Source organism: Salibacterium sp. K-3, assembly GCF_054052005.1.
On sequence record NZ_JBSVZE010000001.1, the window covers coordinates 1,888,314 to 1,908,440 of the forward strand.

General features: G+C 45.4%; 17 protein-coding genes and 1 riboswitch. Of the genes, 4 read left to right on the plus strand and 13 right to left on the minus strand.

The window, feature by feature from the left end:
• Positions 1-35 precede the first annotated feature (35 nt).
• The gene (gene odhB / locus ACW9JV_RS09360) at positions 36-1,325 is read right to left on the minus strand and encodes a 2-oxoglutarate dehydrogenase complex dihydrolipoyllysine-residue succinyltransferase (RefSeq protein ID WP_457333583.1); all 1,290 of its coding nucleotides are present in this window, start codon (positions 1,323-1,325) and stop codon (positions 36-38) included.
• 13 nt (positions 1,326-1,338) lie between these two features.
• On the minus strand, positions 1,339-4,173 hold the full coding sequence (locus ACW9JV_RS09365) for a 2-oxoglutarate dehydrogenase E1 component (protein WP_457333585.1): 2,835 nt from the start codon (positions 4,171-4,173) through the stop codon (positions 1,339-1,341).
• A gap of 436 nt (positions 4,174-4,609) precedes the next feature.
• Here ACW9JV_RS09365 and ACW9JV_RS09370 point away from each other — a divergent pair, with 436 nt between their 5' ends.
• Together ACW9JV_RS09370 and ACW9JV_RS09375 are read left to right on the plus strand one after the other, a co-directional pair.
• Positions 4,610-5,389 carry an HAD family hydrolase gene (locus ACW9JV_RS09370; protein WP_457333587.1) on the plus strand — a complete coding sequence of 260 codons (780 nt, stop codon included), beginning with the start codon at positions 4,610-4,612 and terminating at the stop codon, positions 5,387-5,389.
• A gap of 145 nt (positions 5,390-5,534) precedes the next feature.
• Positions 5,535-6,878, plus strand: coding sequence for a YjiH family protein (locus ACW9JV_RS09375; protein ID WP_457333589.1), 1,344 nt, complete (start codon positions 5,535-5,537; stop codon positions 6,876-6,878).
• A gap of 36 nt (positions 6,879-6,914) precedes the next feature.
• Here the strand turns inward: ACW9JV_RS09375 and ACW9JV_RS09380 are convergent, their stop codons facing one another.
• The 6 genes from ACW9JV_RS09380 to ACW9JV_RS09405 form a co-directional block, all read right to left on the minus strand.
• Positions 6,915-7,223: a hypothetical protein gene (locus tag ACW9JV_RS09380; RefSeq protein WP_457333592.1), complete on the minus strand. Its 309-nt coding sequence runs from the start codon at positions 7,221-7,223 to the stop codon at positions 6,915-6,917.
• Between the two features lie 155 nt (positions 7,224-7,378).
• Positions 7,379-8,071 carry a hypothetical protein gene (locus ACW9JV_RS09385; protein WP_457333593.1) on the minus strand — a complete coding sequence of 231 codons (693 nt, stop codon included), beginning with the start codon at positions 8,069-8,071 and terminating at the stop codon, positions 7,379-7,381.
• 261 nt (positions 8,072-8,332) lie between these two features.
• A complete protein-coding gene (locus ACW9JV_RS09390; RefSeq protein WP_457333595.1) occupies positions 8,333-9,499 on the minus strand; it encodes an alpha/beta hydrolase in 1,167 nt (388 codons plus the stop codon).
• Between the two features lie 142 nt (positions 9,500-9,641).
• A complete protein-coding gene (gene nfsA / locus ACW9JV_RS09395) occupies positions 9,642-10,394 on the minus strand; it encodes an oxygen-insensitive NADPH nitroreductase (protein WP_457333597.1) in 753 nt (250 codons plus the stop codon).
• A gap of 120 nt (positions 10,395-10,514) precedes the next feature.
• On the minus strand, positions 10,515-10,913 hold the full coding sequence (locus ACW9JV_RS09400) for a type II toxin-antitoxin system PemK/MazF family toxin (RefSeq protein WP_457333599.1): 399 nt from the start codon (positions 10,911-10,913) through the stop codon (positions 10,515-10,517).
• A 49-nt stretch (positions 10,914-10,962) separates the two neighbouring features.
• Entirely contained in the window at positions 10,963-11,235 is a 273-nt protein-coding gene (locus tag ACW9JV_RS09405) for a hypothetical protein (RefSeq protein ID WP_457333601.1), read from the minus strand.
• 209 nt (positions 11,236-11,444) lie between these two features.
• A riboswitch (Lysine riboswitch) is annotated at positions 11,445-11,627 on the plus strand.
• 149 nt (positions 11,628-11,776) lie between these two features.
• Between ACW9JV_RS09405 and dapA the strand changes: the two genes are divergently transcribed.
• The gene (gene dapA / locus ACW9JV_RS09410) at positions 11,777-12,664 is read left to right on the plus strand and encodes a 4-hydroxy-tetrahydrodipicolinate synthase (RefSeq protein WP_457334684.1); all 888 of its coding nucleotides are present in this window, start codon (positions 11,777-11,779) and stop codon (positions 12,662-12,664) included.
• A gap of 108 nt (positions 12,665-12,772) precedes the next feature.
• Positions 12,773-13,000, plus strand: a complete 228-nt coding sequence (gene yidD, locus ACW9JV_RS09415; protein WP_457333603.1) for a membrane protein insertion efficiency factor YidD — start codon at positions 12,773-12,775, stop codon at positions 12,998-13,000.
• Positions 13,001-13,266: 266 nt separating this feature from the next.
• On the opposite strand, the gene ACW9JV_RS09420 is transcribed toward yidD, so the two are convergent.
• The 5 genes from ACW9JV_RS09420 to ACW9JV_RS09440 form a co-directional block, all read right to left on the minus strand.
• The gene (locus tag ACW9JV_RS09420) at positions 13,267-13,950 is read right to left on the minus strand and encodes a DUF899 domain-containing protein (protein WP_457333605.1); all 684 of its coding nucleotides are present in this window, start codon (positions 13,948-13,950) and stop codon (positions 13,267-13,269) included.
• Between the two features lie 157 nt (positions 13,951-14,107).
• Positions 14,108-14,974: an alpha/beta fold hydrolase gene (locus ACW9JV_RS09425; RefSeq protein ID WP_457333608.1), complete on the minus strand. Its 867-nt coding sequence runs from the start codon at positions 14,972-14,974 to the stop codon at positions 14,108-14,110.
• 69 nt (positions 14,975-15,043) lie between these two features.
• Positions 15,044-18,025 (minus strand): Tn3 family transposase, encoded by a 2,982-nt coding sequence (locus ACW9JV_RS09430; protein ID WP_457333610.1) that lies wholly within the window; start codon positions 18,023-18,025, stop codon positions 15,044-15,046.
• 27 nt (positions 18,026-18,052) lie between these two features.
• Positions 18,053-18,907: a tyrosine-type recombinase/integrase gene (locus tag ACW9JV_RS09435; protein WP_457333611.1), complete on the minus strand. Its 855-nt coding sequence runs from the start codon at positions 18,905-18,907 to the stop codon at positions 18,053-18,055.
• Between the two features lie 220 nt (positions 18,908-19,127).
• A complete protein-coding gene (locus ACW9JV_RS09440) occupies positions 19,128-20,042 on the minus strand; it encodes an SDR family oxidoreductase (RefSeq protein ID WP_457333613.1) in 915 nt (304 codons plus the stop codon).
• Between the last annotated feature and the right edge of the window lie 85 nt (positions 20,043-20,127).

A 20,127-nucleotide genomic window follows, 5' to 3' on the forward strand; every position in this document is an offset into this window, starting at 1 on the left:
AAGGACTGCCCTTATTGGACAGTCCTTTTTTATGTTCAACCTTCCAGTAACAGTGATTCCGGATCTTCAAGAAGTTCTTTGATTTTGACGAGGAAGCTGACGGCTTCCTTTCCGTCCACGATACGATGGTCATAGGAAAGAGCAATGTACATCATCGGACGGTTTTCCATCTTTTCCTGATCGATGGCCACCGGGCGCCACTGAATCTTGTGCATACCAAGAATACCAACCTGCGGGGCATTCAAGATCGGCGTGGAAAGCAGGGAACCGAATACACCACCATTGGTGATGGTGAACGAGCCGCCCTGGAGGTCTTTCAGACTCAGCTTGTTATCACGTGCTTTCAGGGATAGATCAATGACTTCCTGCTCCAGTTCAGCAAAGGATTTCCGATCTGCATCCCGCACGACAGGAACGACGAGTCCGTCTTCGGTGGAAACAGCCATGCCGATATCATAAAACTGCTTTTGAATAATCTCGTTACCGTCAATTTCCGCGTTGAGCAGCGGAAAGTGTTTGAGGGCAGCAATTACCGCTTTTGTAAAAAAGGACATGAATCCGAGGCGGACATCGTGCTGTTCCTGGAATGTTTCTTTCCACCGCTTCCGAACATCCATCACGGCACTCATATCAATTTCATTAAAGGTGGTCAGCATTGCTGTATGCTGCTGCACATCTACAAGCCGGCTGGCTATAGTCTGACGGCGCCTCGACATTCTGATCCGTTCCACCGGCTTTCCGTCAAATTCATCTTTCGGGGCAGGAGCGCTTTCTTTGGCTGATGTCTGCTGGCTGGCGGTAGCAGCAGCTTTATTGCTTTCATAGTTTTCAACGTCTTCTTTTCTTACCCGCCCCATTGGATCCTTAGTCGGCACGGCATGTAAATCCAGTCCTTTTTCTCTGGCCATCTTACGTGCTGCCGGGGAAGCTACCGGACGTTCTTCGGAATTGTCATCCGGTTCATCACTGCTCCCATCTTCAGCAGATGATGTTTCAGCCGGCTCTGCGGCTTTTTCGGATGTTTTTTCCGGTGTACTTTTTTCTGTGGAAGAATCTCCGCTGCCGGCGGAGGCGGAGGCGGAGGCCTGACCGCTTTCATCAATATGGCCGATAACATCGCCGACTTCCACCGTGTCGCCGGCTTCTTTTGCCAAGTCCTGAATAACACCGGAATGTTCGGATGTGATCTCTACATTAATTTTATCTGTTTCAAGTTCGGCGATGTTCTCCCCTTTTTCCACTGAATCGCCCGGCTGTTTCAACCATTCTGCAATAGTTCCTTCTGTGATGGATTCCGCAAGCTCTGGTACTTTAATTTCCGCCATGGATGAGTCCTCCTTATTCTTTTCCTGTCAGGGCATTGTTAATGATGCGGCTTTGTTCTTTTTTGTGTGCTTTTGGATCTCCTTCGGACGGACTGGAGCGCCTTCTTCTTCCAATATATCCTGTTTCAGCGTGGTCAGGCGCAATACTTCTCAGAAACGGCTGGATGTAGCTCCAGGCCCCCATGTTTTCCGGTTCTTCCTGTACCCAGCGCAGTTCATTGACATTTGGATATTCCGCTAAAATCTGTTTGATTTCTTCTTCCGGGAATGGATAGAGTTCCTCGACCCGGATGATATGCAGCCAGTCCGGAACGTTGTCTTCATCCATTGCTTCATGCAGATCAACGGCTATTTTACCGGAAGCAAAAATCATCCGTTTTATTTTCTCTTTTTCCCCTCCGGTCAACGGTTCTTCCATAACTGCATGAAAATGATCGTTCGTGAGTTCTTCCGGGGATGACGATACGTTCTGGTTGCGGAGAAGACTTTTCGGCGTCATAAGCACCAATGGTCTCATTTCTTCGGTTCCAAGCGTCGCAGCCTGCCGGCGGAGCAAATGAAAATACTGCGCCGAACTTGTGAGATTGGCCACATTCCAGTTGTTTTCCGCGGCGAGAGTCAGGAAGCGTTCCAGACGTGCACTTGAATGTTCCGGGCCCTGTCCTTCGTAAGCGTGCGGCAGCAGGAAAACGATGCCGGATTTCTGTCCCCATTTCGCCCGGCCGGCGGAGACAAACTGGTCAAAAATAACCTGCGCGGCATTGGCGAAGTCTCCAAACTGTGCTTCCCACAAAACCAGGGTGCTCGGTTCATGCACGTTATACCCGTATTCAAATCCAACAATGGACGCTTCGGAAAGCGGGCTGTTGTAAATCGCAAAAGATGCATCAGCCTTGGAAAGAGTATGAAGCGGTGAATAGATATCACCATTTTGGTAATCATGAAGGACAAGGTGGCGGTGGGCAAAAGTTCCCCGCTGTGTATCCTGTCCGGTCAGACGGACCGGTGTTCCATCCGAAAGTATAGTGGCATAGGCCAGTGTTTCGGCATGGGCCCAGTCGATTTTTCCGCCTTCTTCCAGCTGTCCTTCCCGGCGTTCGAGTATCTTTTTCAGTTTCGGAAAAACGTTGAAGCCTTCAGGCCAGGTGATCAATTCCCTGTTGATCTGTTTTAATTTTTCCGTTTCGACAGACGTGTCGACCACCGGAAGTCTGCGTTCCACTTCCTCCGGAATCTCTTCTTCCACCGGCTCTTCTTTCAGTGCATCAGCAACTTTGTCATATTGGGAGGTCAGCAGCTGATCGGTCTCCTGCTTTATATTTTCCGACTCCTCCCCGCTCAACACGTTCTCTTTTATGAGTTCATCTGCATACACTTCACGCACCCGCGGATGTTCTTTAATAACATCGTACATGTAAGGCTGGGTGGCCACCGGTTCATCCATTTCATTGTGTCCGAACCGGCGGTAGCCGATTAAATCGATCAAAAAGTCCTTGCTGAAGCGGTTCCTGTATTCATAAGCAAGCTTTACGGCTGCCATACAGGCATCCGGATCATCCGCGTTCACGTGTACAATCGGGATCTCATATCCTTTCGCCGGATCACTCGCGTACGTCGTGGACCTTGAATCATGAGTGTCGGTCGTAAAACCAAGTTGGTTATTTGCAATGATATGGAGGGTGCCGCCTGTTTGATACCCTTTCAAACGACTCATGTTCAATGTTTCCGTTACAATGCCTTCTCCGGGAAACGCTGCATCTCCGTGAATAAGAACGGCGACTGCTTTGGATGTATCCTGCTGCGGAAAGCCGGGACGGGAGTTGTCGTCCTGGGAAGCGCGGGCGTATCCTTCCACCACTGGATTTACGAACTCAAGGTGGCTGGGATTATTCGCCAGGGTGATTCTTGAATCAAATGATTCCTGTTCGACTTTTTTATGGGCCCCGAGATGATATTTTACATCTCCTGTCCATCCGTAGTTGATACCGATAGAACCTTCGGAAGGGACAAGATCTTTATTCGGGGCATGCTGAAATTCCGAAAAAATAAGGTCATAAGGTTTTCCGAGTACGTGTGCGAGCACGCTCAGTCTTCCGCGGTGTGCCATACCGATCATGACATCGCGGGCACCGTCCTGAATTGCATCCTGTGAAAACTCATCCAGCATCGGTACGAGTGTATCCACTCCCTCAATGGAAAAACGTTTCTGTCCTACAAATGTTTTGTGGACAAACTGCTCAAAACTTTCCACCGCAGTCAGGCTCTGAAACGTTTTCTTACGTTTTTCTGCGGAAAGGGAGCCGTATATTCCGCCGGACTCGACCTGCTTATTGAGCCATTTGTGCTCTTCTACATCGTGAACATGCTCAAATTCAAAAGCAATCGACCTGGTATACATTTCTTTCAGGTGGTTTACTGCTTCAAAACCGTTTTCAATATGCCCGGGGGCATCCGGACAAATCAGATCGACAGGAAGCTGTTTCAGATCTTCTTCTGTCAGCCCGTACTCGTCAACTTTCAAAAAGGACGTTTCGCCTCCTGGTTCCTGAAGGGGGTTGACATCTGCCGAGAGATGGCCGTGAATTCGGATATTATCGGCCAGTTTGATAGCCGCAGCGGTTTTTTTGACCGTATCCATATCACTGGATGCAGATACCACAGGCGCTGCTGCCCCGTTGGTATGAGTGCTTTCCGTTTCCGGAGCTCCGTATGTGTCAAACCATTTCCGGGTTTCCTCATCCAGTGCTTCCGGATTTTTTTTGTATTCCTCATAAAGATCCATTAAATAGCCCAGGTTCGGACCAAAAAATTCCTGCCATGGTTCCTGCCTGGCTGCGTTTTTGCTCATCTGGCTCTACCTCCAAATGGTACGTGATAGTTGGCTGTTGGAAAATATGTAGTTGACCGAATATGATTACCAATTCTAAAGCGGCTGTTTTCCACTCACCCCTCTCAACGTTACACACCTGCTTTATGACAATTTTTTTACGCTACAATTTATTTTAACATGCGGGTAAAGCCTTCTCAAAAGCTCCGCAGATAAATATAACACGGATTGAAGACATATATAAATGTGTAGAAACCCGGTGCTGATTTTTCCAATTTTTCTTCGGATAAAAGGATAACCATTAAAAACGTACCTTGACATACTTTAAAATCACGTATGCTTGTTATTATTGTACATCAATTCCCTCATAATAAAAGTCTTCTGTCTAAAATTCTTTAATGCTTGTTCTGCCTGCGGAAGTTATAATAACAAAAAGAATAAGAAAGGGGAATCATTCATGACCAGAGCTTTATTATTTGATCTCGACGATACACTGCTGTGGGATAAAAAAAGTGTAAGAGAAGCATTGCGGGCCGTCTGCACTGAAGCAGGTGAAGTAACGGGGATCGATCCGGACGCGTTTGAAGAAACGGTACGGCAGACGGCGGCGGAATTGTATGCTGCCTTGGAATCCCATCCATTCACGAAACAGATTGGAATCAATCCTTTTGAAGGATTGTGGGGCACTTTTCCGGATAAAATAGACAAAGGTTTCCGAAAAATGAACGAGGAAATGCCGGATTATCAACGAAAAACGTGGGTGGAAGCGCTGCGCAGACACGGGGTCGAAAATGAACCGCTTGGTATCCGGCTGGCTGCCCGGTTTCCCTATCACCGGATGCATCTTCCCTTTGTTTACCCGGACACATTTGAAACACTGGCAGCATTAAAAAAAGACTACAACCTTTTTCTGCTGACAAACGGTGCGCCTTCCCTGCAGAATACGAAACTGGACATGACGCCGCAGCTCGTCCCCTATTTTGAATACATACTGGTCTCCGGGGCGTTTGGTTTCGGCAAACCGGATCCGGCCATTTTCAGGCATGCTCTGAAACTTCTGGATACAAACCCGGAAGATGCCGTGATGATCGGGGACAATCTGTTAACCGATATTGCCGGTGCCAATCAGGCGGGCATCCGAAGCATCTGGATCAACCGGGAACAGAAAAAACCGGTCCAGGGTATCGGATTTGATCAGGAGATCGCTGCTCTGTCAGAACTTCCGGGTATATTGTAAATGCATACGCTGCTCATAATTGTTTGAAAATTACAGCCCCTATTGTGTCCCTTACCATGCTGCTATATAATTAACAACGTAAATTTATACAACATAGTATGTATTTATACGTTTTGTTGTTCTATTTAAATGAAGAGGTGGGGACATGAATATGAATAACAATAAACAACATCAAGAAGAAACATCGCTTCTGCGTTTTCTTCTCTTTTCTGCTGCCGGTATTTTTCTATTTATGATTCCGATACGTTTTAACGGGGAAATCACCATTCCGGTAGCTGTGTTGGCTGATCTTCTGGGAAGCTGGGCGGCGCCTGTTCTTCCTGCGGCAGCTGCCCTTTTTATGGGCATAGCCGCCGTTGGATCCATGATTGCTGCAATACGGCCTCCTGCCGGGGGCTTGAAACAATCGCTGTTCGCAGTTGACAGGCTTTGGCTGTTCATTCGGATTCTCGGGTTTCTTTTTGCTGTCATCGTGCTGTTTGATTTAGGTCCGGAATGGCTTATATCTGGAGCTACCGGTGGATTAATGCTGGAGTCATTAATCCCGCTTTTGATTACTGTATTTCTATTTGCAGGACTTTTTCTTCCGTTTCTTTTGAATTTCGGCCTGCTGGAATTCTGTGGAGCCGTGTTTTCGCCGATTATGCGCCCACTCTTTACACTTCCGGGAAGGTCTTCCATCGATTGTGCAGCTTCATGGCTCGGTGATGGAACGATCGGTGTACTGTTAACCAATCAACAGTATGAACAAGGGTACTATTCAAAACGGGAAGCCGCTGTCATTGGTACCACCTTTTCGGTTGTGTCTATTACGTTCAGCATCGTGATTCTCTCGGATATGAATTTAACGGCTTATATTCTCCCCTACTACGGAACGATCGTAGCAGCAGGTTTTATCGCAGCACTCATTATGCCAAGAATCCCGCCGCTTTCGCGTAAAAAAGATGTGCATGCCGACGGAGCGCCTTTTACGCGGGAATCCCGTTCAGGCTCTATGAACATTTTTCAGGAGGGTCTCGAGGATGCATCACGGAAAGCAGCCCGCAATAACGCTGCTTCGGTTGCATCAGGGGGAGTCAAAAATGTTCTCGATATGTGGATCGGTGTGCTTCCGGTAGTAATGGCTCTCGGTACTACAGCCGTTGTCATTGCAGAGCATACTCCGTTTTTCACTATTATCGGCACTCCGTTTGTCCCGCTTCTTGAACTGCTTCAGGTTCCGGAAGCAGCGGAAGCATCGCAGACCATGCTTGTCGGCTTTGCAGATATGCTGCTGCCATCGATTCTCGGCTCCGGTATTGAAAGTGAACTGACTCGTTTCGTTATTGCAGCTCTATCAGTGACACAGTTGATCTACATGTCGGAAGTCGGGGGTCTGCTGCTTGCTTCTAAGCTGCCGATCCGTTTTACCGAACTCGTACTCATTTTTCTGGAACGTACCATTATTACCCTACCAGTCATCATCGGCTGTGCACACTTGATTTTTTAAGTAAAAACCCGGATGCCTGCGAAGGCATCCGGGTTTTTATGCTTCCGTTCGTTTTTTTCCATACCATTCATCAAGAACCTTGGCATCGAGTACTTTGTTTTGAATAAACGACACCTGGAATTCCTGAAATTCCTTCTGCCAGTCCACATCAAGCTCATCTGCCAGCCGGACGATCGTCAGAAGTTCCTGCCAGGCGACATACCGCTTATACCAAAAAAACTGAGGCTGTTCATTCATATACGGATAAAGATCATCAAACTCCGTGTGTTTGCAGTCAATGGTCCGCTCAAACTGTTCCTTGGCTCCCTGAATTTTTTCAGAGAAGAAATCTGGTATCTGCTGCATGACTCTCCCTCCAGACGTATTTGGGATCTATTCCTATTTTCCCACAGGTGGAGGCAGACGAAAAGGCTTTTTTCCGCGGCCGCCGGCTGCAGGATCTATCTGCTGTAAAGACGGCATAAAAAAGCAGGCCCGGCATTCCAGGTCTGCTCTTCCATTTATCCAATTTCTCCCATTCTTCGTTCCAGGCGGGTCACCTGATAGTCTTCCGCATACTTTCTTTCCAGTGTTTTCAACAGTCTCTTCATTTTTCTATGATCCATATCAGAAACGAGAAGCTGTTTATTGATAAGATATTTGATCAGAAAATCAATTCTCCCGCTCTCGTGTTTATTTGTATCACCGGCAATCTCGAGATAACGGCACACAGCTTCTTCCAGTGTAGAGGCATGGTCTGCGAAATCCCCGAAACGTTCCATATAGATTCGATAATTATTTTCGCTTAATTTGTTGGACAACGCGTTTATAAAGCGCTCTTCATTTCCCTCAATCCGAACACCTTTCTTTTCAAGCAGCCGGATAAACACAACCAGATCCGAATGATAAAAATCCAGCGCCAGCCGGATCTCACTTGTGATATGCAGCGAGAAAGACAATCTGCCTTCTGAGCGGGCAAGCAATCTATTATGAAGAGTCCGGGCGGCATCGGGATGAAGAAGAAACGAGGGATGAATGGCATAAAGATATTTATCCATTTCCTGATGAAGGAGATGATTCAATTCCTCTTCTTTTTTCATTTTATGAAGTGTCTGCTGTTTTTTACGAGCTGCGTATTCTTCTATACGTCCAGCCGTCTCTTCCGCCCATACCAGTTTTTTTTGATTAAACGTATCTTTCACTGCCTTCAACATTTGAAAGCCTCCCTCCACTGTATTATTCTCTACTCCCGCCACAGCGGTCACGAAACCGTTCTGTCGATTTCCAAAGATGAGTGTATCACATCAGATGCAAAAAGAAAATAGAGTATTTAAAAGTTTTTTGACTTATTTTTGAGTTATTGTCTTCTATTCCTTGCTGAAAACGTTTCAGGATGTCTCAGGATGTATATTTACTTCTGAAAGTCTCCTGAACATCTAAAAAAGAACTGCCCTGCTTAAGGACAGTTCTTTCTTTTATTTCATGATTCTGTTCATTGTACTTTTTCCGACTAAAAACGCCCCCATCGCAAAAGCTTCTGCTTCTTCCCGGATCCGTGCGAGTCCGGATGGTCCATTATACAACGCTACTTCATACGTCTCTTCCTGATTCAAGGAGTTCGAAGAAGCCTTCTGTACAAACCGTGCCGATTCATTCAACACGTGATTGCCGCTGCTCATAATCTCAAAAAAAGAGACAAATCCATGCATCACTCCCTGGTATCTTGTGGTTTGCACAGGGACACCTGCATCATGAAGCTTTTCCCCGTATAATTCTCCTTCATCCCGCAACGGGTCATATTCAGCTGTGACAATATAAGCGGGAGGCAGTCCATTCAGGTTTTCTGCATCAAGGGGAGAAGAATATGGATTATCCCACATCTGCTCTTTGGGAGTATAGGCCTCTCTGGCTTTTAACATAATCTGTCTGGAAAGAAGATAATAACCGCTGTCATAGGTTATTCTCGAATCAAATTCGGTATCACGGAACGTCGTAAGCGGATAATAAAGCAGCTGGGCGAATAGATCAGGGCCCTTCTCATCCCTTGCCTTCATCGCTGTAACAGCAGCAAGGTTTCCTCCCGAACTGTCGCCGGCAACAGCGATTCTGTCCGGATTACCGCCATATTTTTCAGCATTGCTGCGGGCCCACTGCAGGGCTTTATAGCTGTCTTCCACTGCTGTGGGAAAAGCATATTCCGGTGCCACCCGGTATCCCGGACTGATGACAACCGCTCCGGTTTTCGCAGCAAGGGAGCGGATAATATTATTGTGGGATTCAAGGCTCCCGTAGCCTTCGAGAAAAGCACCGCCATGGTAATACACAATCACGGGGGCATCTTCCGTATTGGAATAGCTGTAGATTCTAACCGGAATCTCGGCCTTTTCCCCCGCTTTAATCGTTGTATCTTCCCGTTCCATCGTAACCCCGTCTTCTCCTGTTCCATCCGGTGTAACAACATTTGGAAGGGAAATGTCAGTATCGAGTGTTACAATGTTATGATTGACGGCATGTAAAATAACAGCCGTTTTGGAAGGGAGTTCTCCCTGTACAGTCTGGGACCATTTTTCAATCGACCAGATCGTTATGAGACTGAACATAAGCACGAAGATGATGACTGTTTTTATTCCTTTTTTCCACATCGGTATCGTTCCTTCCTGATGCAAAACCATCTATACAGCCATTATAACAATTTTCCGCCATACTCCCCCACATTCTTTTACATTTTCACATTTTTACCGAAAAAAAGAAGCATCTGCCATCTTCCGAAATAAAGACATCTTCCTATATACGTCCGGTCAAGAAGCCTTTTTGTCTTACAAAAGAATTGAGATACAGTCTCTTGGACCTCGAAAGAGTGGAAGCGGCCTGGCTTGTCCAGGTTATTTCTTTATTACCGTTGGTACGGGACCGGTAATAATCCAGAATTGTTTCATCATAGCTTCGCAGCTGATCGTTGACATGTTTATCCTGGTTGTATGTATTTTCATGATAAACAGCTTCCACAGGCAGTCTTGGTTTCTGTTCCTGCTGTTCTTCCGGATATCCTATTGCCATACCGAACAGCGGAAGTACCTGATAGGGGGTCTTAAGGAGCGAATGAACGGTCTCGAGGTTATTCCGGATACCTCCGATATAACAGATGCCAAGACCAAGTGACTCTGCTGCAATTGCCGCATTCTGGGCAGCAAGTGCTGCATCAATCACTGCAACCATGAATCCTTCAGTACTTTCCACCGCTTCGTCGATTCTTTTCTCCTGCAGAGAAGCAGCCGACTGGTGTCTCGAAAAATCGGCGCAGAATACCATAAAAAATCCGTTTTCCGCGACATACTCCTGCCCTCCTGCCAATGCAGCCAGTTCATCTTTTTTTTCCTGTTCGGTTACACCAATAATGGAATAGGCCTGCAGAAAACTGGAAGTTGAAGCGGCCTGCGCGGCTCGGACGATCTGTGTCCTTTCCTTTTGTCCAACCGGTTCACTGCTGAACTTTCGGACAGATCGATGGTCAAGAATTGTTTTTATCACGTCATTCATATGTCATTTCTCCTTTGTCAGCAAAATGTACCGTTTATTGTAACAAAGATAGCATGCTTCCCGGAAACAGGAAGCATGCTATCTTTTTGATATGTATGACTATTCATGAAGCTGGATTTTCTAGAGTTCCTCTTCTACACCGAGGCTGATGGCGAGACCTTTTTTTACCCGTTCCATCGTATCGTCATCCAAATGTGTAATCTTGTCTGTTAACCGTTGTTTGTCTATGGTACGGATCTGTTCCAGCAGAATAACACTATCACGGTCAAAACGATGTTTGTCTGCGTCAATTTCCACGTGGGTGGGGAGTTTTGCTTTCTTTATCTGTGCTGTAATGGCGGCAACAATGACGGTCGGACTGAACCTGTTGCCGATATCGTTCTGTATAATCAGCACAGGTCTGACGCCGCCTTGTTCCGATCCTACCACCGGTGAAAGGTCAGCAAAAAAAACGTCTCCACGCTTTACAACTTTTTTGGTTTGGTGATGATTATGACTCGTATCGCTCAAATCATCCATTCACCTCCTTCACCGGTCCCGTTTACAGGATATGCCGAAGAGGGAGTCTTTATTCATTCTCTGCGGAATAAATCAGTTTCTCTCCTTCCCGGAGAGCTTCCTCTTCTGCTTCTTCAAATTCCCTGCAAAGCTGCATATTTATTTGAGCCATCTCTAGATATCCCTGTTTCATGCGGTTGTGAAAATCCGTAGATTTCCGCTGATCGATCTTTTCCTGCAGTACTTCCTGGAAAAACGAATCTTTTTCCTCTTCGGTTAAGTGCTCTATTTCAGAATATAAATCTTCTGGAAGTTCCAGTGCAATCTGCTGAAGTTGAGACATTTCCAGACAGCCCCCCATGCATGGTTTGTTCCCTCTGATCATTATAAAGCAAATCTTCCTTAAAATAAAACGTATTTTAAAAAAAATTGTAGAATCTCTTTTCCCATTTTGTTCTACTCGGGGGATTCGAGGCTGAAAAATAGATTGCACCCAGCCATTATTTCTGTTAAGCTAAAGATAACTTAATAACATTCCTGCTTCTAAAAAGAAGTGAGGGTAGAGGTGCAGAAACCATCAGTAAGCAGTACGAGGAGCATGGGATCCTTTGAATACTGTTGAAAGGGGAATCTGCCGAAGCTGAAAGTTTCTCATGAACTTGCAGCTGGTTGCGTATTGAACAGATACGTAACTGTCATATAACGTTTTACGTTATATGGAGGGCTATCTCACGCATAAACGGTTTGAAACGTTCATGCAGCATTGGGAACCCTCCCACTGCTGTTTTTTTATGCGCGAAAGCAGTTTGCGGGAACCAGCCCTCATCCGTCTGTCATATATATAATATAATACGATTTTAATTTTGCGGAGGGTGATGGATAAAATGAACGTTGGAAGAATAAGCACAGCCATGGTTACGCCTTTTGATGAGCAGGAGGAAGTGGATTACAGCGCGGTAACGAAACTGGTAAACCATCTTATTTCAAATGGATCAGACAGCCTCGTCATTGCAGGTACGACCGGAGAATCCCCGACGTTATCGACAGAAGAAAAGATCACGCTGTTTGAACACGTTGTAAAAGTCGTGAATGGACGTATCCCTGTCATTGCCGGCACGGGAAGCAATAATACCAAAGCGTCTGTGGAACTGACCAAAAAAGCGGAAAAAACAGGCGTGGACGGTGTCATGCTGGTAACTCCGTATTACAGCAAACCTTCTCAGGAAGGCATGTACCTTCATTTCAAAAAAATTGCTGAATCCACCCGTCTGCCGGTCATGTTGTATAACATTCCCGGCCGCAGTGCCGCAGGTCTGAACCCCGAAACCATTATTGAACTTTCCGCCATCGAAAATATTACTGCGGTGAAAGAAGCGAGCGGTGATCTGGACGCCATCGCTGACATTATCGAACGTACACCGGATAATTTTCATGTGTACAGCGGAGATGATACATTGACACTTCCGATCATGTCGATCGGAGGAACCGGGGTTGTATCCGTAGCGGCACATGTCCTTGGTAACGAGATGCAGGACATGGTCCAAAGCTTTGTACACGGGCATCCTCAATATGCATCGAAATGTCACCGGGAAATGCTGTCGACGATGAAAACCTTCACGATTGCTCCGAGTCCCGCGCCGATTAAGGCGGCTCTTGAGCTGCAGGGCGTTATCTCTGCGGATGTCCGCCTGCCGATGATCCGTCTGAATGAAGAAGAATTAGGTGTGCTTCGCTCTGCGCTGCAGCCGAAAACAACCTTTTTCGTCAGCTGATCGGACCTCCTGTCATTGGAAGTTAAACGGACACCCGGAACCGGAATAATAGCTGCGGTCCCTCTTGAAACGGAACCGCAGCTTCTTTGTGCTAAAGGAGGCTGTATGATGAAAAAAGTACTGCTGTTTCTGATCAAAGCATATCGGACATGTATCTCTCCGTTCACTCCCCCTTCCTGCCGGTTTTATCCGACCTGTTCGCAGTATGGAATGGAAGCAGTTCAGATACATGGTGCATGGAAAGGAGCCTGGCTTACGGTAAAAAGAGTCAGTAAATGCCATCCATTTCACCCTGGAGGGTTTGATCCGGTCCCCCCGCCGAAGAAAGAGGGCTAAAAGCATCACCCTTCAATGTTGGGGCCGCATTTTCAATATATGGAATTAAACGCATCATTATCCATCCCGAACGCCCGCTTCCACAATATCTCTCAAGATTTCACGATAGAAAAACAAAACCATCTTAAGCTTCTTAAGACGGCTGAATAAAACGCAAATCATAAAGCAATTGTGTCCCTATGGCACTGGAGCAAAAACGAAACGCTTAAGAGTGGTCCTTTCTCGAATGGCAACAGCAGTCGAAGTCTTTAGAGTGATCGTATTCGTCATGGAGGCGCCACCACTCGTACCGTGGGGTTTGCGGCCATCCCTCGGGCGAGTCCTCCCAGTCCTCTTTGTCGTCCGAATGGGGTCATGTCAAGCCAGTTGTATAAGCCGAAAAGAATGTCGGTACCTCGGTCCGTTGTGTGATAAGTGTGGAAGACATGGTGATTATCCCGGAGGAATACACTCACACCACCCTGCTCGCCACCTTCATGGGTGGCCCAAAAGTCGAAGTTGAAATCGCTGCCGTACGATGAATACCAAGGTATCGTCCAACGACGTTTATACGGCTCAATCTGCGTCAGTGGCGCACGGGACACCAAGGCCAAGGTGGTGTCACGGGCATGTATATGGGCTAAGTGGCCGATATTATCAACTAAAAACGAGCAGCCGGGACAACGGTGAGACGATCCCGGTTCCATCATGAAGTGATAGATCATAAGTTGGCGACGCCCGTCGAAGAGATTCATTAGACTCTCTTTACCGTCCGGACCTTCAAAAACGTAATCCTTATCGATTTTCACCATCGGCAGCCTGCGGCGTTTCGCAGCCAAGGCATCTTGTGCGCGTCTAACTTCCTTCTCCTGGACGAGAAGTTCCTCACGCGCTCTGAACCACTCATCTTGAGAGACAACGTTTGGACGAGCAATCTTGTTTTTTACCAAATGAATATTTTCCTTGTTCATTGTCATCGTCCTTTCTCTAAAAGGTGTGGTTGACATCGAATACTTCTCCATAGTCCTTATGAAATTCGGTCGATTTGTTCGTCTTAATCGACGGGAAGGCTGACCATTTCAGTTTCTTTGTTTCCAGTGCAGGAGACATAGTTCGCTCCGGATACTGTCAATCGGCTTCTGTGTGCCGTAAAATGGCAGGAATAACATCGTCCCAAACTTCCCTGGGCAGCTCGTGGCCAACCTGTTCCAAGGTAATCAATTGGGCATCAGGAATTTCTTTTTCTAGTGCAAGGGCATTTCCGTAGGGAAAAAATGGGTCATTGGTGCCATGAATCACAAGTGTCGGGGCACTCATTTCTCCGAGTCGTTCCCTCCAACGATCTCCCTTGTCAATATGAGGTGGGTTTTTCATGCTTGAAGCAATGTTTGCGGTGCGATCAAATATACGAACTGCAAGGTCATGTTTTGTTGCTTTGTCAAAGTAATGCGAATTGGAAAGTGCCTGTTGAAAATCGACAATGTAATCGATCGTTTCGGCTCGATTTGACCAATCTGGCTCCGGCAATTCTCTAATGTGTTCCATGAACTCCTCCGAATGCTCTGGAAGGTCGGGATCCGTAGGACCTTGAGCATTGGGTCTTGTTGAAATGAGAGTTAATGATGCCACCCGATCTGGATAATCAAGTGCCACCAGTTGGCCTATCCATCCGCCTACTCCGAAACCTAAGATTTGAGCTTTGGTCAGGTCGAAAGTATCGAGAAGGCCGACAACGTCTGCAGCCAGATCACGGAGGCTATACTGCGGATCCCCTGGTTCGTAAGTGACGGATCGGCCGAAGTCGCGGGCGTCATAACGAATAACGAATCGCGGTCCTGCTTCGAGACGTTTGCAGAACACGTCCTCCCACCAGTGCATGGAGCAAGCCAACGGAGCACCGCTAATAAGAATGATTGCGGGATCCTCGGGATTACCGAAAGTCTCGACACAGAGATCGACCCCGTTAGCTTGGACCATCTTTTCATTGTTCTTCATAAGTGACATCCTCCTTGCCTTAAGTTGTCCAATTCCTTTTTCATTGTAGAATTTAGACCAGGTTTTCTTTTAAATAATTTTCCAAGTTATTAAAGGATAAGGCGAGCATCGTCCATCAACTGGATGAGGTGCTATCTCCAAGTTAATCGTGTATTCTCCAAACCTTTTAATATGGCTCATCAAGTAAGGGCTTAGATGGTTAATATCATCAGCATGTACCTCATAACCCTCCCCTGATAAAAAACGTAATACATTCGTAAGATCCACAACATTATGAAAGATCAAGGCATTGGATACCAATTCATTGTACTTTATTATCTTTTCTTGCTGCTCCGGGTCGTTGGTAGCGATTATTCCTTTCCCACCGAATGAAAGCCACTCCGAAAAGCCATGAAAAGCTTCGACTTTGTTGGTCTCGGCTGTAATTTGTTTTCTTACATCCATATCAGAGATGTAGAATAATAAGAAAACGGTACGAACGACACGTCCGAGTTCACGGAAGGCTTGATACAAGCGATTTTTGCGACTATAATTGCTAAGCTTCCGAAGAAGGAGAGGCGACGACATTTTCCCGGCTTTTATAGAAAGCACGACCCGCATAAGATCTTGCCAATGCGTTTCGATTAATGACCAATCAATGTCATCGCTAAATAACGCATCAATATGCTCATATGTTGTATCCTTTGTGGGACGGTAAAATTTTAAGGCTTTGATATTCCGAATGCGAGGCATGAGTTGGATGCCTAATAAATAGCTGAGCGCAAAGACCGGTGTGGATTGCCCCTGCGTGTCGGCAAACAGCGTATCTGGTTGAACATCGGACTCGTTCTGTAAAAGGCCTTCAATTATATACACGGCTTCCCATACGCCACAAGGGATGAAATGGCTAAATAAAGCGATATAGTTGTCTGAAATATGATGATAAGCAATGCCTCCATACCCTCCATAACGAATATGATTTTCAGCAAGCAAATTGTTCTCATACGTATCACGCTGGGTGCCGTCAGCTGCAGCTGTCTGTCCGGTTCCCCATCGCTTGGGAAGATCCAAGGTTGCATAAGCATTGATAATATCTTGATTCGCTTTGTCCAATTTCTGCGTCGTAACATGGCGTTGATGAACAAAGGAAAGCGTTTTGGGCGTGATATTTTCTCGCATATGCCGTGCTGCTTGATTGGGTCCCAAATTACACCCGTGCGTAAATGTATTCAAGATATATCGTTCTTTCGGACGCTCCAACTTTGGTTCTGAACCCGAAAGAGGGCCAAAGTGACGACTCCAGTTCACCCAATGGTCCACATTACCAAGCATATCGATGACATGATGCTCAGGCATATGTTCCTCGATGGAAGTTTCCAAACGTTTGAATGTCGCACCGGGTTTGTTCCTTGGTGGTTTTTTCAAAATGGGCTGACCATCGGCATTGATGGTTACAATGTGCTCTTTTTGAGGATACGCATGGTCGACATCTTTTGATTGTTGGGTCATCCACACTTTTAACTGTTTCACAAATCCCTTGCCATCCATGGGAAAGCCCATTTCATGGCAGTATTCTTTCAGCATCGGTTGGCATTCGTCCCAACTTAACAATTGATCACGATAATCCGCATAGACTTCTGAACCTTGCACGGAAATGTCTCCGGTTTTCAGTTCCTGAGCGATGTAGGAAAAGACACAAACCTCCAAATGCCTGCGGTGAAGCTTCCATTCACCGCTTTGTTTCACCCTTACCGTTCGTTTCCATTGCTCTGTCGCAAAAGATAAATCAACGTCGTCCGGCAACCAATTGGTTTTTCGATGATGGTGCTCCATGATAAAATCCAGAGCTTGTAGGACGGAGGTATCCTGACTCGTCGATGTCAGGGTTAGGGTTTCTGTCAAACGGAACAAGGTGGAGCGATAAGACCGAAAGAATTGGAGAATCAGGGGCAAATAATTATTGCCATGATATGACGCTACGGCTTCACAGTCATCCAGCAGGGTACGGACATTCCCTCGTGCTTCCAAAACATTTTTGATTTTTTGCCCGGCATCCTCGGCATAAGGATCCTCCTCCAAAGCATAGAGAACTTCCGTGAATGTTGAAACGAGATGCTCGGTCTTTTCTCGTTGCTGGTTACGAATCCGTTCTAATTCGTCTTTGCCAGCATTATGGAGATTTCCCATGCGTTTCATCAGCATCGTGGCGAGGTTATCCCTGGTTTTCATCTGAACATCGTTGATCAACGACAACACAAGCGTATAACGTTTGGCATCGCCAAAGTCTTTGATTTCTTGGACATCCAACACTTTCGCTTGTCCGGCAAAATGTTTGATTTTTACGGGAGGGATGCCCTCCAAGTATTTGTTCCCATCTCCAAACGATAGCAACCAATGGTAGAGGTCAATTTGTTCTTTGATTTGGGACAGATTGGGTTTCTTAGGTAACTGCTTCAGGCGATTATACGGACTGTAAAAATGGTCTCCGTCTTTATGTAACAACTGTTCGATGTGTTGGAATTCTTCTTTAGGTAACTGTTCCAAAACGTTGTGAAAATACTGTTCATTGATGAGCCGCCGAATACGTCGAGATAACCGGTCCAACGTGCTAAAAGCCGGGAGTTCATACGATTGATTCACCAGTTCAGCTACCGCCACACTCACTAAATCAGCCGGATGATCCATGGTTTCGGCTGATTGTCGAATCGCATGAATGGCCACGCTCTGTGCCTGCTTTCCATAAGGGCGAACGTTGATATATTCACGGATAAATTGATAATGGCGATAGAGGGTTCGATTGTTTTGATAGCCAATCTTTACTTGATCATCGAGATGAAAGCAGTTTCGAATATGTGTAATAATCGTGGATGGGATATCATTCCATTTAGGAAAGTATCCGAGATTTTGAAAGCACTTCAGCAAAACCGTAAGGTTAAGGGCAGTAGAAGATCCACGGGCAATACTACGAATCCATTGCAACTCCTCTAACGTGGGTGTGTAAACCTTATCTAATTCGTTTTTGCTGAAGTTACGTTTGAAACGTGGGTATGCCGTTCGATCAATGGCTGACATAGAAAGTCCCCCAGTTTTTAAGGATGTTTAAAGCAGTTCCATTTTATTTTTTAATTTTGCTTGATCCGGATTAGTATACAGTAAAGTCGTATGAACATTTGAATGACCTGCCTGGTTTGCCACCTCATGAATACTAAGTCCCTTTTCAATCCCATTCGAACAAAAGAAATGGCGTAATTGATGAGGGGTTACCGAATCACTAAAATGCTTAAATATGCGATTCACGACTGTCCGATCTAACCTGTCCCGTTTTTTGCTGAGAAAAAGAAAAGGCGAATGCTCTGCAGTCACGTATTTATCTCGTATTTTTAAATATTGTTTTAGGGCAAGAGTAACCTTACTGTTAAAGAGCACAGCCCTTTGCTTGTCTCCTTTTCCATTTCGGATAATACATTCGCCGGTTTGCAAATTAAAATCATCTAATTTAATGGTAAGTGCCTCAGAAATACGGAGTCCGGTGTAAGCCATAAGGACGACGATGGCATAATTTCGCTTGTTACTACTTTCCAACACATTTTGCAAAAACTGTTTTACCTCAACCTCTGTCACTTTCGTTGGGGAAGCGTAAGAGGTTTGAACCTTTAACATGTCCGATTTATCTACGACGATATCGCTCTGTGTATTTGTTTCAATGAGGAAGACATTAAACTTGGAAAGACTGCTAATCTTTCGATTGATTGTTTTTGCGTTTTGTCTCTTGATATTTTTTAAGAAGCTAACATATTCCAATACATTTTCACGGTACAAAGATTTACATTCTTTACCATATGAGTTGTGAAACCACTCGAAGTATTTTTTTATATCTTGCCTATATCCTTTGATGGTAATGTTACTTTTGGCTTGTTGCTGGAGATAAGATGTGAACTCGTTAAGAAACTCCATATGTACAGCCCTCCATAAGTTGTGTTGCGTTGTAAATCTAACGCCTTCTGATAAATTGTGTTGCATAAACTAGAGCCAATGTAAGGTTTTCCAACCGCTAACACAACACAATTAATATTGTGTTGTGTTAGATTGAACCGGAACAAAACTTTTAATTTTTAACCTATAATGTTATTAAGAATAGACCCTTTCTTTGTTTGATCCTATTTTGAGCACTCCCTTATCGATAACCTTCTACATTAGCTGGCTTGCCTTCATCTTGAACTTCTACGAGATACCGCCAACTATCTGGCTGTGAACCATCCAAATCTGTGAATCCATAAATTTTAGACAACTGTCCACTTGAAAGAGATTGGCCGTTCCATCGTGAAAGTTTAGGATCCGCTGCGAGGGCTACAACGGCTCTTCCTACAAAACGGGTTGTTTCTGAAATAGCAAAATGGGGTTCTTTTTTAGTGGCCTCGTACCAGTTGTCTTCACAGACACTATATTCTTCAAGCATGATTTCGGATCGCATCCAGCCTGGGGTTAAAGAGACAGCTGTGCAATTATGCTGTTTTAATTCGTGAGCGAGCCCTTCTGCTATACGGATGACTGAGCTTTTCGCTAGATCATAAAACATTGGTAAGCGATAGTTCTCACTATTATACTCTTTTGTACCATCGGTCATTTCAATGACAAGTCCGCCTTCGTTTTTGATGAGCAACGGTAATGCGTAGTGGTTCGTAATCAAATGAGTATCGATAGCTAAACGAAGCATTCTTAAGCCTTTTTTCAGCGAATGCTCCCATACTCTCGTATTATTCCAGTCAACGAGATACTCACCTCCCCAAATATCATTTACTAGTATATCTAACCTTCCATGTTCTTTCTCAATTCTTTCTATTAAGGTCTGTACTTTTTCATGTATAAGATGGTCAACTTGAACTGCTATACCTTGACCGCCTAACTGATTGACCAATTCAGCTGTTTCTTCAATCGTTTCAGGGCGCCCGTATTCAGAAATCTCGTGTCTTGTCGTACGGCCAGTGATATAGACAGTAGCTCCTGCAGCACCTAATTCCATAGCAATGCCACGTCCTGCACCTCTTGTTCCACCAGCTACCAAAGCTATTTGTCCCTTTAAAGATTTCATTTACATTCTCCTCACTTTACATAATTAAAATATTTTTCCATTGCTTCAATTCGTAATATCTATAGTATAATCTATAATGTTGACA

Excerpts from the sequence above, each read along its gene's own strand:
- odhB (WP_457333583.1), bottom strand. The coding sequence starts at position 1,325 with ATGGCGGAAATTAAAGTACCAGAGCTTGCGGAATCCATCACAGAAGGA.
- ACW9JV_RS09405 (WP_457333601.1), bottom strand. The coding sequence starts at position 11,235 with ATGTCTCAACTTCAGCAGATTGCACTGGAACTTCCAGAAGATTTATAT.
- ACW9JV_RS09420 (WP_457333605.1), bottom strand. The coding sequence starts at position 13,950 with ATGAACAAGGAAAATATTCATTTGGTAAAAAACAAGATTGCTCGTCCA.
- dapA (WP_457334684.1), top strand. The coding sequence starts at position 11,777 with ATGAACGTTGGAAGAATAAGCACAGCCATGGTTACGCCTTTTGATGAG.
- yidD (WP_457333603.1), top strand. The coding sequence starts at position 12,773 with ATGAAAAAAGTACTGCTGTTTCTGATCAAAGCATATCGGACATGTATC.
- ACW9JV_RS09430 (WP_457333610.1), bottom strand. The coding sequence starts at position 18,025 with ATGTCAGCCATTGATCGAACGGCATACCCACGTTTCAAACGTAACTTC.
- ACW9JV_RS09425 (WP_457333608.1), bottom strand. The coding sequence starts at position 14,974 with ATGAAGAACAATGAAAAGATGGTCCAAGCTAACGGGGTCGATCTCTGT.
- ACW9JV_RS09365 (WP_457333585.1), bottom strand. The coding sequence starts at position 4,173 with ATGAGCAAAAACGCAGCCAGGCAGGAACCATGGCAGGAATTTTTTGGT.
- ACW9JV_RS09440 (WP_457333613.1), bottom strand. The coding sequence starts at position 20,042 with ATGAAATCTTTAAAGGGACAAATAGCTTTGGTAGCTGGTGGAACAAGA.
- ACW9JV_RS09435 (WP_457333611.1), bottom strand. The coding sequence starts at position 18,907 with ATGGAGTTTCTTAACGAGTTCACATCTTATCTCCAGCAACAAGCCAAA.
- nfsA (WP_457333597.1), bottom strand. The coding sequence starts at position 10,394 with ATGAATGACGTGATAAAAACAATTCTTGACCATCGATCTGTCCGAAAG.
- ACW9JV_RS09400 (WP_457333599.1), bottom strand. The coding sequence starts at position 10,913 with ATGGATGATTTGAGCGATACGAGTCATAATCATCACCAAACCAAAAAA.
- ACW9JV_RS09375 (WP_457333589.1), top strand. The coding sequence starts at position 5,535 with ATGAATATGAATAACAATAAACAACATCAAGAAGAAACATCGCTTCTG.
- ACW9JV_RS09370 (WP_457333587.1), top strand. The coding sequence starts at position 4,610 with ATGACCAGAGCTTTATTATTTGATCTCGACGATACACTGCTGTGGGAT.
- ACW9JV_RS09385 (WP_457333593.1), bottom strand. The coding sequence starts at position 8,071 with ATGTTGAAGGCAGTGAAAGATACGTTTAATCAAAAAAAACTGGTATGG.
- ACW9JV_RS09390 (WP_457333595.1), bottom strand. The coding sequence starts at position 9,499 with ATGTGGAAAAAAGGAATAAAAACAGTCATCATCTTCGTGCTTATGTTC.
- ACW9JV_RS09380 (WP_457333592.1), bottom strand. The coding sequence starts at position 7,223 with ATGCAGCAGATACCAGATTTCTTCTCTGAAAAAATTCAGGGAGCCAAG.